General features: G+C 35.8%; 4 protein-coding genes. All 4 read left to right on the forward strand.

Annotated elements, in window-relative coordinates:
- The first annotated feature begins 3 nt into the window (after positions 1–3).
- The 4 genes from AC0L6O_RS02510 (at position 4) to AC0L6O_RS02525 (ending at position 17,350) form a co-directional block, all read left to right on the forward strand.
- Positions 4–5,628 carry a T9SS type A sorting domain-containing protein gene (locus AC0L6O_RS02510; RefSeq protein ID WP_473306073.1) on the forward strand — a complete coding sequence of 1,875 codons (5,625 nt, stop codon included), beginning with the start codon at positions 4–6 and terminating at the stop codon, positions 5,626–5,628.
- A 19-nt stretch (positions 5,629–5,647) separates the two neighbouring features.
- A complete protein-coding gene (locus AC0L6O_RS02515; protein ID WP_473306075.1) occupies positions 5,648–10,813 on the forward strand; it encodes a T9SS type A sorting domain-containing protein in 5,166 nt (1,721 codons plus the stop codon).
- 193 nt (positions 10,814–11,006) lie between these two features.
- On the forward strand, positions 11,007–16,631 hold the full coding sequence (locus AC0L6O_RS02520; protein WP_473306077.1) for a T9SS type A sorting domain-containing protein: 5,625 nt from the start codon (positions 11,007–11,009) through the stop codon (positions 16,629–16,631).
- 212 nt (positions 16,632–16,843) lie between these two features.
- Positions 16,844–17,350, forward strand: a complete 507-nt coding sequence (locus AC0L6O_RS02525) for a lipocalin family protein (protein ID WP_473306079.1) — start codon at positions 16,844–16,846, stop codon at positions 17,348–17,350.
- Positions 17,351–17,368: the final 18 nt, after the last annotated feature.

Raw genomic sequence — 17,368 nt, forward strand, 5'->3', positions numbered from 1 at the left:
GTCATGAAGTTTGCGGCAATATCACTATTTACTTTTATAAGTTTCTTCGGGTTTTCTCAAAATATTTCTTCCAATAGCCCGGTTTGTTCTAAAGGCTCGGATACGCTTAAGCTATTTGCCGAAGGCGGTTCTTCTTATGTTTGGACTGGCCCCAATGGCTTCACCTCAAGGGATCAAAACCCTAAGATAATAAACCCAACTGCTTCTGCTAGAGGTGGCTACGAAGTAAAGATCGACGGAAAGGAGCCATCCTCCGTTTTAGTAGATGTTGGTGAGGTACCTGTTAACTATGCATATTTAAATTTTCATATATCGGGTACGACTATACTATTCTCTCCTAATTATTATGAAGAGGGGACTAAATACTATTGGACTGGTCCAGATAACTTTGAGAGCGATCTGGCATCGCCTAGAATTCTAAAATTTGGAACAGAGAACTTTGGTATGTACAGGTTGGTAATAACGGATAAATATGGCTGTGAAACCCCATTGATGGCCAATGTTACTGCTGCAAATGAAGAGTGCCCCTATAAGCCGGAAGGGTATGTCAGGTTAGGAGATCGTGTTAATAGTACTTTTTATAATGCAAACCAAACTATTAATTATTGCAAAGGAAATGCTACCTATATAGGGCTTGACACTTCTTCTGTTGTGTTAACGGAGGGGGCTGAAATTTTTTGGTTTAAAAATGATTCATTGATCTCTGAAAAAAGTTTTGAGTTTTCGAATGCTAAAGATGGTAGATTTAAGTTTAAGCTTAGAACAGGTAATTGTGAATATAATTCTGGTCAATTGGATTTAAGATCGGACACTAAAATAGAATCTTACACAGATTCCTGGTTAAATGAGAGGGGGCAGCTTACAATATGTGATGAAGGAGGGGAGGTTAGGTTGAAATCTGTCATAAAACCAAACTTATTTTCAAGTAATATCTCGTATACATTGAAAAGAGATGGAGAGGTTGTGCAGGTCAGTGAAAATACTTTTTTTGATGCTTCTGAACCCGGAAGTTATTCTACTGAGATTAATTATGACGGTTGTATTATAGAATCAGAACCTTTGGAGGTACGGGTGGGTAAAGAGCCCAGTTATAATTTTGAATTTTCGGAATATGGGGCTAAAAAAACGCTTAGTTTTTGCGAAGAGATTGGTTTGAAATATAACTTACGATTTTATAACCCATCGAGTGTTTCTCGGGTAGTGGATGATAATAACAAAGTATACTCAAGCAATACCGCTGTGGGAACTGGTAATTATTATTTAAAATTGACTCAAGGTACTTGTACTATATATGATACACTAAGGGTTACTCTATCAGAAGAGTTCGACATGCCTTTAAATAAAGGAATTGGAGATTATTGTTCACCTTATCTTTATCTTATTGGTAGTACCAGCTTTCTTAGCAGCCAGAATTTTTTTTTAACTAAAAATGGTTCTCTGTTAAGTAAGGGTGCAGGCTCGTATAGAGGAACTTCACTAGGAACCTATAGATTAAATTATAAGTCCGCTAATAGTACTTGTGTAGGCTACACAGAGGAGATTGCCTTTGACCCACTTGATCTTAAAGAGCATTTTCCAATAATAGGAGAAAATGATGTAACTATTTGCTCTGGAGAGTATTATTCTTTAGAAATTGAGAATTTGTTTTACGGTTCAGAAATTACTTGGTATAAGGATGATAAAAAAATAAAAGTGACAGGACTTTCCCGAATTAGTGTTAACGAACCAGGTAGGTATTGGGCGGAGTTTACAGACAATAATGGGTGCCAATCGCAAACAGAATCTGTTAATATTAGACAAGAGAATTTACCTGAAGTCAGTATTCTAGAAAGTTGTGTTTCGGGCTCGGAAGGAGCTACTTTAAATGCTGAGCTTAGCTATGAGAAGGATGTGTCTTATCAATGGTATTTTGAGGGGAGTAAAATTAAAGAAGCAAACAATTCGAGTTTGAGAATTTATTCACCTGGAACCTATTCTGTCTCTTTAATTTCGGGTGTTTGTAACATCAAAGCAACGGAGAAAGAAGTAGGCCTGACTTTTCCCGAATCCATTACCTCTTGCTCTAAAGATACACTAAACGTTATTCCAATTGGTGATGATAGTCAGGTGGTAAAATGGATTTTGCCAAACAAAGACGAAGTTAACAATCAGAATGTTTTAAGTATTACTGGTATTACAAAAATATATAATGGGAAGTATATTTTAGAATCTAAGAGTCAAGCGGGATGTACATATCTAAGTAAGGGTAAGGTAACAGTAGAAGATTACGTGGTTTTTAATATTCCTTCTCTTTTGAATGTTTCTTCCGGTGATTTAATTGTTCCAAAACCAACATTTCCTCGGCTTTCGGATACTACTGAAGTGCCTCAAAATTACTATTTCAGAAAAAAGGATACTGAATCAGGGTATTATTACAGTGTAGGTTTAGGAGAGCAGGAGCTCATAAATTCTGTTAGGGCAGATAGTAATACTGTAGGCATTTATCGAATGGTGGCAACTAGCAATTATGGGTGTTCTACTGAAAAAGAATTCGAAGTTAAGCTTGTAAAAAAGAGTGCAATGAGGTTAGCGGAGTTAGGCCAAGGGGACTTGTGCCCAAATTCCGAAGTTAAAATTCCAATAGAAAGTACAAAGCAGCTAGCTGTTGGTGTGAACTTTATAGTTTGGATGTATTCTGGGGATGGAAAAGATAGCTTATCGGCTATTGTCCGAAATAATATCGCAACAATAAACTATATACCACCAACTTTTTTCAAACACTATAGTAGTACCAGTGGTATATTTTTTAAACTATTCGTATCCGATGCCTCGATTGAACCTTATAGAAGCAAACTTTATCGTTTTGTTGGTCGAAATTATTATCGAAATCAAATAATCAAACCACTATGTGACTCTGTATTATATGAGTTACAGCCAGGATATTTAAACGAAAATCCATCATATCAGTGGTATAAAAATGAAGAACTAATAGTTGGAGCCGTTCATTCTATTTTTTCTGCTACTGAAAATGGGGAGTATAATGTAATTGTTACTAGTTCATCAAATAAAGAGTGTCCAACGGGAGATATTCTCACATTTCATGCAGATGATTTATTAGGAAGGATTGATAAGCCTTCTATTTATTACAATCAGGAGGCAAGTTGTGATTTGGGATATGGTCTATTTCAAATTGAAAACTCCTCTTCGGATGTCCTATATAGTTGGAAAAGAGGAGAACTTTTCTTGGTAGAAGAAAATAAACCATATTTAAGCATAAAGGAAGATGGTAAATATAGTGTTCAGGCAAGTTTAGGGAGCTGTGTTTCGGTTTCATTACCATTAGATTATGAACCAAAACAAATTCTTTCAGCTAATCTTTGGGTTGGAAATGTAAATCCTGATGGATATACAAGCCAAGGTTTTTTTGACTATTCAAAGCCACTTGAATTATGTCAAGGTACTTCCTTTAATCTGAGACTTGGGAGTGGGGCTTATAGTAATGTTAGGTGGTATTTAAATGATGAGTTAGTTGATGGAAGTAGCTGGTCTAATATATTTGATAATTCGGGAGTCTACAGAGCAACGGGCACAAGGGGATTTTGTAGCGTGGCAAGTAGGCCCATTGAGATAAAGTATGTCGAAACCATTAAAACACAATTACGAAACTTGGGTGCAGATTCAGTAAACTTTGCGATGAAAGGGGTTCTTAACTTATTCAGTTTTGCTGAAACGGGAAATGGTACAATTATTAACACTTTAGGCCCCGATTGGTATAGGAATGGGCAATTATACATTAGCGAAGATGAGTACAGACAGAATAATGATCCCAATTATTTTGATAGCTATATTTATCCTGAAACAGAAGGGGATTATTATGCAGTAGGTGAGGTAGTGGCCCATGACGGCAAAAAATGTAGAGTGGAGTCAGATACACTAAAGTTGGCTGAATTAGCTTATGGTGACATAGCCATTAATACGGTTTTAGATACCTCATATATAAGTATTTGTGGTAGGTCTCCATATGAGTTGGAATTCAGTTTATTTAGAGCCATTAATACGGTGTGGTATAAAAATGGAGTAAAAATAGCCGAGAATGTTGAGTCACTTTTTGTTTCAGAGTCTGCTCTTTATGAGGTAGTTTCTAAAGTGAAGAATGTTGGTCTTTATAAAAAAATATTTAATGTGGAAATAAATGCTGTTCCAGAGATAACGTTAAATTCAGGAGTAGTCACAACAGATATTTATGAAGAATGTAACCCTTCAAGTAATCGTCTAATGCTAGCCAAACCCTTTAAAGGAGTTACTACATATATTTGGTATAGGAATGATACGCTTATTAATAATAAAGACGTTAGCATAAAGCCATTAGGCAACGGTATTTATAAATTAAAATTAGTCTCGGAAGACTGTGAGGTCTTTTCCAATGACTTAGAATTAAAGTTTAAGAATAGACCAGAAGTTTTGCTGGATGAAAGCTTGCAGTATATCTGTAATGGCAAGCCGCTGACCCTTAAAAGTTTAAATGACAGCACAAGATCGCTTATTTGGATGAAGGGGAATCAAATACTTTCTTTAACGCCGGCAAATTCTTTTGAAATTGATTCTGAAGGAACCTTTTCTGCTGCAATTGATGACAATTCTTGTTTTATAGAAAGTAACGTAGTCTCCATAGAAAAACTAAAAATTGACAATGCTATCCATTTTATGGATTCAGTCTTTTGTTCAGGTACTTCTGTTATGCTTACCGCTGAAGAGCAGGAAGGTTTAAATTATCGTTTTCTCCGAAATAATGAAACTGTTTATTCTGGGGCAAACACCGCTTATGAAGTTAAAGAAAGTGGTTTGTATAGCGTTTTTTACGAAAAGAGTAATTGTAGTATTGGTTCAAAAGAATTCTTAATAAGGAAGGACTTTGAAACGGATATTCTTTTTGAATCCGACACCTTTTGTGAAGGAAGCTCAATTGATTTGAGTTTTGAAACAGCCGAAGACTTAAGTTATAAATGGTATAAGGATAATGTGCCTTTATCGAGTGGTTCTTCGTTATTAACAGTTGATGAAGCTGGGGCTTATTTTGCTCAGTTAAGTTCCAGTAATTGCTCTTCATTTTCAGACACCATTCAAGTCAAAAATCACGAAGAGTCAATAGCAAAAATTACAGGAACATCCACGATTGCTTATGGCGACTCTACCGAAATAAGCATTGAAATATTAGGAGATGCCAGCCCGTGGCAAGTCACTCTTTCAGATGGTTCCGAGTTAAACATTAACAAAAGCCCGTATCAACTTTACGTATCTCCAATCCAAACAACTGAGTACACGATAAGCTCCTTAACAGATGAGTGCGGAGAAGGCGTGTTTGAAGGCTCTGCGGTGGTGAATCTAATCATCTTGGGTACAGAAGTTAATGAACTAGAAAACATCAAGATTTACCCAAACCCAAGTGATTCCTACATATTTGTAGATTATAGCTCTGAAGAAAACCCAATACCTACTTTAACCTCTATGGATGGAAAGAATGTTTCGTTCAGTTACGATTTTTCCAATGGAAAAATGAGAATAGATTTGAGCAGAATAGCAGGTGGAACTTATTTATTAAGTTTAGAAAATAATGGAGTTAAAACTGTTAAGAAACTTATTAAGAGATAAATAAATTCACCATTTCGAAATGAAAGGATTTTGTTATTTAGTAATTGCATTGATATGTTCCAGTCAGTTGTACGCTACTGAATTTTTGGATAGGCTTAATGCAGATAGAGTGGGTATTTTAGGTTTGGAGGAGTCTGTTTTGGACTGCAGTGCTGTATTGAAACTAGAGGCAATTACGCCTAATTTTAGTAAGACCTTTGAAGAGTCGGGAGTTTTTGCTCTCTGTAAAGGTTCCAGTGCTGTTTTAAAGCTTGAAATTGATATACCAAATTATGATAGTATAAATTGGTATAAGGCAGAACATATAATTTTTAGCAATGTCGACTCTATAGTTGTAACAGGAGAAGGAAGCTTTTATGTGAAGATCTTTAATGGTAATTGTGAATATATCAGTCCGCTCATTGAAATAGAAGAGAGAGAAACTTTAAATGTATCCTCTTTTTTATCGAATAGTCAAGATGAAATAACGATTTGCGATATAGGAGGGTATGCTCGTATTTCTGGAGTTCAATCTGGGCTTGGCGGCTCAAAAGTTAAATTTAGCTGGTTTCGTAATGAAGAAGAGATAATAGGAGCAAATGCACTAAGATATACTGCCAGAGAAGAGGGAGCCTACCAGCTAAAAATTGAGGTGGATGGCTGTCTTGGCTTATCTAGTAAAAAATTTGTAGAAAAAGGTGTAAAGCCAAGTTATAGGTTTGATTTTGCCACCTTAGAAGAGAAAAAGCAAATTACTGTGTGTGATTTTGAAGAAGGCTCAAATATTCCAATAGTAAAAGAAGGAGAGGGAGGCTTGTTTGTGAAAAAAGATGGAGTATCTCTCTATGGTGATTTTATATTGACCGATTCTCCAGGGATTTATACATTAGATTTTTACCAGGGCTCTTGTCGCGTTCTGGACACTCTTAGAGTGTTGCAGTCAGACAGCTATGATTTATCATCGCATAAAGTAGTTCATTCTTTATGTGAAGGGGTATATCCTTCCCTTTCTTCATCCCATTGGTATATACTTAATAATGGCGATTTTTATTGGACAAGAAACGACGAAAGAGTCTCGTCATCGTACAGCCCTTTTCATACTCCTAAGGAAGCTGGGGTTTATCAATTGCATTTTAAAAGTAGAAAAAATAGCTGTATTGGAAAGTCAGATAGGATAGTTTTGAATGAAGATGACTTTGGGTATCCTATTCGAATTAGTAAAGAGAATGATGTAGAAATATGTTCGCAACAGGGTTTTCTAATGTCCCATGAAAACCGACAATCTTTTTCTGGGGCTTATCAATGGATGAAAGATGGCGAAACAATAGAAAACGGAACTAATTATTCTTATGTGGCAGAAGAGTCTGGAAGTTATCAACTGATTCTTTCAGAGGGTGGCTGTAGTAGGGGTTCAAATGTAGTTAATATAAAGGTTTTAGATAATCCAAAAATTCAATTAACTCACAGCTGCGATAGTTTAAGTAACTCAAAGCTAATTAGTTTAGAAGCAGACGTTGAATTAAAAGGAGAAGTTAAATGGTTTGTTAATTCTAGAGAATTTGTAAATATGTCGTCTTCTGCTAATTCATTCCATGTAGATGTTCCGGGCACATATGTAGTGGAGCATACAGTAGGAAAATGTACTTACAAAACGAATGCTCTTCCAATTGGATCTTCTATAGCGGATGAATTAGAGTATTGCAAAGGTGATTCTGTTTTACTTGACTCAAAGACAGAACGACTATATGGAGATGTTGACTTATTTAACTTTTCAAAACAGCTAATTAATAATGATGTAATTGAGGCTTTGGTCGGGTCGCATTTTATTAGGCAACAGGAAGAGGGTTGTTTTTTTGAAAGTCCTATTTCTTTAAAGATTAAGGATGACATTTCTTTTTCTCTGTCTGACACTACTGTTGGTTATGAGGGGTATGATTTTACGTTTAAGCCCACTTACGGAGTTCTTACTGATAGTACAGAAACCCCTAATTATTTTGCCGTAATATCTAAAGATGGAGAAGATACGGCCAATGGTCTTTTAATCGATAATCTGACCAGTGATTCTGAAGGCGAATATGTAATTAGAGCTTCGGGTCAATATGGCTGTACCGTAGAAAAGAAGACCTATTTGAAGGTAGAGGATTCTTCGTTATTAGATACTGTTTATTATGAAGGTATGTCTATGCTTGACTTTTGTTATGGGAAGCCTGTAAGGTTAAAGGTTATAAAAAAGGGGCCAGGCTTTTCAAGTAATTTACTGGTTCGGGGCTTAATATTTACAGGGAAAGATGCTTTTTCTTTTCAAGGAGACACTATTTTGGCAGAGACTTTCGGTGATGTCTTGGATTTTGGACAATTACCAAAGTCTTTTTATGGAAAAAAAATTTACGTTAAAATAGAATCAGCAAATTTTAAGAATGTGTTTCATGTTAGTGGCACATTTGAATTAGCCGAGAGTATTGTGGGCTCGATCGGTAAAGTTGTGTTTTGTGATTCCATGCATCTATCTTCTGCAAATTATCGTGGGAGTGAGATCCAATGGTATTTTAATGGTAAACCTTTTGAGGAGAAGGGTTTATACGAAATCACAGCTAAGGAGTCGGGAGAATACCGTGTTGCGGAGTTTGGTGTTAATAGTGGAAGCAATAGGTGTCCATTATCTGCTGACGAAATAGATGTTGAAATAGGAAAGATAAATAAACCTACCGTGTTTGAGCCTCCTTCAAGCCATTGCTTTGGAGAAAAACCTACTTTGTATGCAGATTATTATGAAGATGCAGAATATAGTTGGAAAAGAGATGGCGAAATTATAGAAGGTGCTAATTCTGGATATCTGTCACGGGCGGAACCAGGGAAGTATATTGTTTCTGTAAAAACGGGGTCTTGCGAAGGTATTTCTGACGAGGTAGTTATTGCAGATATCGCTACAAAAGAAACCGCTTTTGGTCTTGGTCTTTCAATTCCAATTTCTGAAGATCTGGGTGAGCCTTATCCATTGTGTAAAAATCAGGAATTCATTCTTAAACATGATGTAGGAAGCCGTTTGTCTGGCAGAAGGACAATGTGGTTTAAAGACGGAGAGCTTCAGGGAGAATTCGAATCTAATGAAATTTCAATCACCGAGGACGGAGAGTATTTTGCCATTGTTGAATATGGTAATTGCCAATATATTACTAATAAAAGTTCATACTATTTTACGGATACCGTAAGGCAAAACCTGTCAATTATCCAAAACCTTTATAATGTCGAAGCCTGCAGGACGAATGTTAGTTTATATATAGATTCAAAGAATGGAATTCTTGATGTAGATGTCTCTAAGCCTGCTGATTGGTTCTTTAACAATAAGCCCTTAAAAAGAGACGTATTGAGCGTGTTAAATACAAGCGTTGACGAAGAAGGGAGTTACTATGCCGTAGGAACTACAACAAGTAGGTTTGGGCAGAGCTGCCCCTTTAAGACAAACAATGTTTCAGTGTCAAGTAAGGAGTCTAGAAAGAATATTAGCCTCAATGGAATAAAAACAATTTCAGTTTGCTCGGATAGTGCATTTTTAGATGTAAGCGAATTGTCTTTAGAGGTGCCAAGGGCAACTAATTATACTTGGCTCAGAAATGGCCAAATTATAGAAGCTAATAAGTCACAAATAGTGGTTAAAGAGGCCGGAGAGTATCGAGTTAAGGTAGATGTAAAAGGAGGCTGTTCTATAATGTCAGACATCTATAAGGTTTATTTAAAGGAAATAGGAACTAGAATTAGTGGACTACCTGAAAATGTGGGAAAGGACGACAGTATTAAGATTTGTCGTAATGAATTAAATTTTTTACGATTAGATTTATCAAATGAATTATCCAAAAGCGGATACGATGTTAAATGGTTTATAGACGATAATTTCATCAGTAACGATGAAATACTATGGGTTACCAGACCTGGAGCCTATAAACTTAGTTTATCAAAGGAGGGTTGTCAGACTGTTTCTAACGACTTTAATTTTTTTGAAAGAAATGAAGTAGAGTGGGTCACAAAAGAAGAACAAGTGCTATGCTTAGGGCAGGAGGCAAAATTAGAATTTATTGATTCCAGGAGTTTCGATTATATATGGCTTAAAGACTCAAAAGTTTATGCTATAAATCAAATGCCTAGTTTGTCCGTTAGCGAGTCAGGAGCATATTCCGTTGTTTCAAAGGATTTAAATTGTGTAGGAGGATCTAAGGAGCGGGTTGTTTTTGTTGATACTCTTTCCACTTTTATAGAAGTGGCTGAAAACAATACGTTGATATGTCCGAATGAGAGCTCTTTATTAATAGGGAAGGAGGAACTAGGGATGGAGTATGCCTTGGAATTTAATGGTACTGAACCTAAAAACATTTCCAAGCCTAATATTGAAGTGAAAGACCAAGGTATTTATAGAATTGTTTATAAAAGAAATGGCTGTGTTTCAAAATCAGCCCCTATATTAATTGAACACCTTTTAGATACTTATGTTTTTGCTGAATCAGATGGCTTTTGTGAAGGAGAGGCAGTTGGATTAATGGCAGTAAATAATCCTGCAAACAGTTATCAATGGTACCGAAACAATGTTGAAATGACAGGAGCGAACAAAGCGTCATTAAACGTTTCTGAAGAGGGGGCTTATTTTGTGAATATTATCTCCAATGAATGTAATTCCATTTCTGACACCTTAAGTATTAAGAAAAAGGAAGCTTCAAAAGCATTAATTAGTGGTTTGGCTTCTATTTCCCTTGGAGACTCTGCAGAAATAAATATTGAACTAAGCTCTTCTGGCCCATGGCAAGTCACTCTTTCAGATGGCTCCGCATTAAGCATTGAAAACAGTCCATATCAACACTACGTTTCCCCTGTTCAAACTACGGAGTATACCATCACTGCATTAACAGATGAATGTGGAGTGGGTACTTTTGAGGGAACTGCTACGGTGAACTTAATAATTTTGGGCACAGAAATAAATGGCATAGAAAACCTTAATATTTACCCAAACCCGACTAATTCTTATGTTCTTGTTGATTATAGTTCAGAAGAAAATCCCTTGCCTACTTTAACCTCTATGGATGGAAAGAATGTTCCGTTCAGTTACGATTTTTCCAATGGAAAAATGAGAATAGATTTGAGCAGAGTAGCTGGTGGAACATATTTATTAAGTTTAGAACTAGAAGGAGTGAGAACTGTTAAGAAGCTTATTAAGAGATAAATAAATTAGCTTTCCCACATTGCCTTAAGATAATTGTTTTGGCAAAAGGTTGTAGCCTTTTCTTATTAGTTTTCTTTATGCTCCATTGTATTTGTTTTTAATTTAGAGGAGACTTCTTTGAAAGAAGAGGGATTTCATAATATTCGTTTTAATAGCTTTGTTGCATACTCTTTTTATAAACCACATATTTCTAATGAGAACACTGTTACTATCTGCTCTTTTTTTGCTTTGCCAAATTGGCTTTTCACAATCAATAAGTTCAAATAGTCCAATATGCAACTCAGGAGCTGATACCTTGAAGTTAGCTGCCAGTGGAGGCAGCTCATATTTATGGATAGGTCCAAACGGTTTTTTTAGTAATGACCAAAATCCAATTATTCCTAACGTATCAAAGGACAATCAAGGAATATATAAAGTTGTGATAGATGGAGGTTTGTCGTTCACCACTTTTGTTGAGATAGGACGCGAAGAACTTGTATTTTCTAGACTAACTTATTTCGTTTCTGGAGCGACTATTAATTTAAATCCAAACTATTCTACGCCAACCACTACATTTAAATGGGAAGGGCCAGAGGGTTTTGAGAGTACCGAGAAGAGTCCGAGAGTTACTAACTTCACTAAGGAAAATTTAGGTGAGTATACTCTAACCATCACTGATATGTTTGGCTGTCAGACAAAGTATAAGGAATTGGTTACTGTTGAAAACGAAGACTGTCCCTACAAGGTTTATGGTTATTTAAAAAGTATTAATGATAGTACAGCGTATTGGGGTGGCACAGATTCTCTTTCTTTTTGCAGTAACTCTTATGTTACCATTGGCATAAACAAATCTAGCTTGGTTTTGGATGAGGATGTTGAGATTTGGTGGTATAAAAATGACACTTTAATATCTGAAAAGTCATGGGAGTTTAACAATTCATCTGCAGGTTCTTTTTCGTTTAAAATACGTTCTGGCGATTGTGAATATACCAGCAAGAAGGTAAAAGTAAAGCAGGCTTTACAAAATACAGTTTATGTACAATCAAGCACTTCTTCAAAAGGACAAACGACAATTTGTGAAAATGGTGGGGAAGGTTTTTTGTCATTAAGTAGGGGGACTTTTTTTGCAAATGAAAGGTCATATTTATGGAAGCGGAATGGGCAGGAGTTAGTAGGTGAAACAGGCAAAGCTATTGAAGTTAATGAACAAGGGAATTACTCTGTACTACTTAAAGAGGATGGTTGTGTGAGCGAAAGTGAACCATTTAATGTAAAGCTTGGGCTTACACCAGACTATTCTTATTATTTTAATGATTTTCAGGGGAAAAAGGTAGTGGAGGACTGTTTTGACGCAGATCAAGATTACGTTCTCTCATTGGCTGGTGCGTATAGTGATTATTCCATTACTGATAATAAAGAGAACAAGTATAAAACAGGTGAGCAAGTAAATAGTGGAAGCTATTTTTTAAAGTTAACTCAAGGGGCATGCACTGTTTATGATACACTTATATTAAAAGAGTCTAGCACCTTTGACTTACCACTTGTTTTAGATAAAAGTGCAAATTGTGGTAATGGCATAGGTATTTCTAGTCCAATAAGCCCCATGCTGAAATACGCTAATTATTTTCTTTTATATGATGATAGAAAGGTATTGAATACTAACGCTATCAATATTGCTGGAAATGGCAGATTCAGGATTTACTATGACGACCCAAGTAAGAGTTGTATTGGGAAAACAGAAGAAGTTACTTTTCCTTTTGAAAGTAATGATACACAGGAAATAGTTGGAGAAAAGGATGTTGAAATATGCTCAGGAGAGTATTACTCTCTCGCATTAGTTGAAAAAAATCCTGATTTTTTTAAAAAGTGGAAAAAGGATGGAGTTATTATAAAGGAAACTAAATTACCTTATTTAACAGTAAATGAACCAGGCCTTTATTGGGCAGAAGTGGAGGGGCCTGGCAATTGCATACAGTTTTCTGACACAATAAAAATTAGCCTAAAGCAAATACCTAGTATTGCACTTACAGAAACCTGCTTGCCAGGAGGTCTTGGTAGTAATTTAGAAACGGTGCTTTCAGATTCAAATGTAGAGGTTAGTTATCGGTGGTATAGAGATGGGGAAAAGCTAAACCATGATGATGAAACTTCAATTGATGCTTTAAAATCTGGAAGTTACTCTTTGCTAGCAAAAGTAGATGAGTGCTATCTACCAACTGAGTCGGTAGATATAGGTCCGTCTTTACCAAGTTCGTTCAGTTATTGTAGAAATGACACTGTTTCAATAAAACCTTCAGGCAGCATAGCTAATAACATTGAATGGTTGTCGCCCTTAGGAGCTGTTATTGGAAGCGGAGATTCTTTGGTCATTTTCAATGCAACCAGTCAAGACAATGGTTACTATATGCTTAAGTCAAAAAGTCCTGCAGGATGCAAATATGAAAGCGATTTCAGTATTGAAATAAAAGACCCTATAGCGTTTGACGTGCCGCCCGTTTTGGAAGTTGCTTTGGGGGAATTAATCATTCCCAACCCAACATATCCTCCGCTTTCGGATTCCACGGAGGTGCCTTCGTTTTATTATTATAACAAAGTAGAATCGGATGTAGGACCATTATTTTTTAAGAGTTTAACAGCAACGGAATCTGTAATTACTGTACCTGCTGACAGTACATCTGTAGGTTTGTATAGAATAATGGCAGTTGGAGCGTATGGATGTAGGACAGAGAAGTACTTCGAAGTAAAGCTGTGGGAGAGTAATTTTATGAGATTGGAAGAGCTAGCTCAAAGTGATTTGTGTCCAAATACAGAAATAAAGATCCCTATGACGAGTAATATGAATTTACCAACGGGTGAAAATTTTATAGTTAGGATGTATTCAGGAGACAGGAAAGATAGCTTGACCGCAATTGTAAGTAATGATACAGCTAGAATAGCCTACATTCCACCAAGTTTCTTTAAACAGTATAGCAGTGTAAAGGGGGTATTTTTTGAATTATCGGTTTCCGATGGTTCTATCGAGCCCTATCGAAGCAAGCTATATAGATTTACAGGTCAGTATAATCAGTTTTTAGATTCTTTTGAAAAGCCGTTCTGTGACTCCATTAGATTTGAGGTGCTATCTAAATCTAACGACCAAGATTTAAGTTTCAAATGGTATAAAAATGATGAATTAATAGAAGGGGCAAATTCCTCGTCCTTTACTACTTCTGATAAAGGAGCGTATGATGTTATAGCTGTTAATGCTTCTAGTAAAACGTGTGCAGCTGGCAATATTAGAAGCTTTAACGCCAATGATTTTTTAGGGGGAATAAATAAACCTATAATTTCATATGATCAAGAAGCAAGCTGTGATTCTGGAATTAGTAAACTGGAGGTGTCAAATTACTCTTCTGATGTTAAATATAGTTGGAGTAAAAATAGTTTAGTTTTACCCAATGAGAATAATCCCGTTCTAAATGTGCTAGAAGATGGGGAATATAGTGTTCAGGTCAAATTAAGGGATTGTGAGTCAATGTCTGAACCCTTTAATTTTAAGCGAACCAAAATTATCTCCGCTCAATTATTGATAGATAATAAAAAAGGTAGTGCAGCGTCAAACGGCTACTTTGATTACTCAAAAACTATCCAGTTATGTCAGCAAACTTCATTTAAGCTAAGGTTGGGCAGTGAAGATGATAATGCAGTTTACAGTGGTGTCAAATGGTATTTAGATAATATTTTAATTGAAGGACGTAATCTTGTTCAAACTTTTGAAGAAGAGGGAGTTTACAGAGCGACAGGGCAAAGAGGTTATTGTAGTGTAGTAAGTTCTGCTGTAGAGGTTAGCTATGTTGATACAATTAAAACTAAATTAAGACAGTTTGGATCCGAAAAGGTGAGTTTCAATCTTAGTGGATATGTTAATTTTAATACCAACGCTCTATTAAACAATGGTTTGTTTAATAGAGTCTCTAGACTTGATTGGTATAAAAATAATGACCAACTCTATGCAGGGAGAGGCTTTAACCCCAGTTCCTTTAATGGCGACATTTATCCTCAAAGCGGAGGGGCCTATTTTGTGAAAGGAGAAGTTATAACGCACGATGGCAAAGTTTGTCCTATAGTTTCAGATACAGTTAAGCTTTTTAACTTAGAGTTGGACGGTAATGAATTTGTTAGGGTAGATACTTCAAATATTAGTTTATGTGGTGAAACTTTTTACGAAATTGACCTCTCTCTATATAGAGCCTTAAGTATTTTATGGTATAAAAATGGGGTTTTGCTATCGAATAATGAGTCCTCCTTGGAGGTTTCAGAATCTGCTAGTTATGAAGCGGTTTATGATGTCAAAGACAAAGGCTTATATAAAAAAGTGTTTAATGTAGAAATAGCCGAAAATCCAGAGATAAGGTTTAGTTCTCAAAAATTACCGGAAGGGATTTTCCAAGAATGTATTCCAGATGACTTTTATTTAACTTTAGCAGAATCGTTCTCAAGGCTAAATGAGTACCAGTGGTATAAGGATGATGTGCCTTTGGGTGTTCAAAATGTTGCTTTAAAACTATCAGATAATGGTGTTTATAAATTAAAAGGTCTTCAAAGTGGTTGTGAAGGTTTTTCGAATAGTTTAACCGTTAATTTTAAAAACTCATCCGATTTAAACTTAGGAGAAAGCAATCAGTACCTATGTAATGGAGAGTCGGTTGAACTGAAAAATTTAAATGATGACGATGGACCTTATTTATGGTTAAAAGAAGGGCAAATATTATCTTTTTTAGCTACCAAAACCCTCAAGGTAGAAGCAGAAGGGAATTATGCTGGGTTATTAGAAGGAAACTCTTGTTTGATAGCAAGTGATGAAGTTTACATAGAAAACCTGAATATAGTTGATACCCTCTATTATAACCCGATAGATTCTGTCTTTTGTCCAGGTACTTCTGTTATGCTTACCGCTGAAGAACAGGAAGGTTTAAATTATAGATTTGTTCAAAATGAAACAACTGTTTATTCTGGGTCAAATACCGCTTATGAAGTTAAAGAAAGTGGTTTGTATAAAGTTTTTTACGAAAAAGGAAATTGTAGCATTGCTTCAAAAGCGTTCTTAACAAGAAAAGATTTTGAAAGGGAAGTGCTTTTTGAATCCAAGTCATTTTGCGAAGGGAGTTTAACACAACTCTATTTTGAAGAGGAGCGTGCAGGCTTAAGCTACGAATGGTATAAGGATAATGAGCTTTTGTCAAATAATGCTCCCCTCCTTACGGTGGATGAGACAGGAGCTTATTTTGCTCGAATAGTATCAAATAACTGTTCTTCATTTTCAGACACCATTCAAGTCAAAAATCACGAAGAGTCAACAGCAAAAATTACAGGAACATCAACGATTGCTTATGGCGATTCTGCCGAAATAAGCATTGAAATATTAGGAGATGCCGGCCCATGGCAAGTCACTCTTTCAGATGGCTCCGCATTAAGCATTGAAAACAGTCCATTTCAGTATTCTGTTTCTCCAGTTCAAACAACGGAGTATACCATCACTGCATTAACAGATGAATGCGGAGCGGGTATTTTTGAGGGAACTGCTACGGTGAACTTAATAATTTTGGGTTCAGAAATAAATGGTATAGAAAACCTTAATACTTACCCTAACCCAACAGATACTTACATTTTTGTTGATTATAGTTCAGAAGAAAGTCCTCTACCTATTTTAACCTCTATGGATGGAAAGAATGTTTCGTTCAGTTATGATTTTTCTAATGGAAAAATGAGAATAGACTTGAGCGGAGTAGCAGGTGGAATATATTTATTAAGTTTAGAACTAGAAGGAGTGAGAACAGTTAAGAAAGTCATTAAGAGATAAATTTAGCTTATGTACATGTCTTAAGGATGTTAAATGTGTTTTTTTGAGTTGTGAGGGAAATGTTGTTAAACAATCTACACCTATAAATAATGGCATTTTAAAGTGTTCTTTTAGTATAAATCACAGAGGTTTCTTGGTGCAATCTTTTTTTGGTTTAATAGTTGTATGGGGTAGTTTAATTTTAAACTTTATTAATTCCATAAAAACATATTATGCTACGTAAGATTACGCCAATTCTTTTTTTATTCACGGTTATTTTATCTTCATGTTCTAAAGACGATGACGAGGTTTCCCCGGTTTCCTTAGAAGGAACATGGTCTATGACGGGTGTTGATTTAATTGTTGATGCTAAAGCCTATCCTGTAACTGCAGAAGCCTTGCTTGATAATTATTACACTAACTCAACTTACGAGTTCAAGTCAGACGGAACTTTTGTCAATACTGATTCTGACGGAGATGAGTATGAAGGCACTTACGTTTTTGATGCCTCTGCTGGTACCCTTGTATTGATGGAAGGTGGTTATGAGGATACTTACTTAGTAGCAATTGATGGTTCTAACTTAGTTTTAAGTACGCCAAGTATTGACCTAAATAAAGAAACATCTACACAAGTTGAAGCTGGACTCCTGTTTGAGTTCTTATCTCTGTCTTATGACCAAGAGGATACTATTGAAGGTGAAGGTGATTCTATATCAATAGACTACAAATTCACAAAGTAATCTTTTTCTAAGAAAAAT

The sequence above is a fragment of the Arcticibacterium sp. GJ41-1 genome (assembly GCF_055808875.1).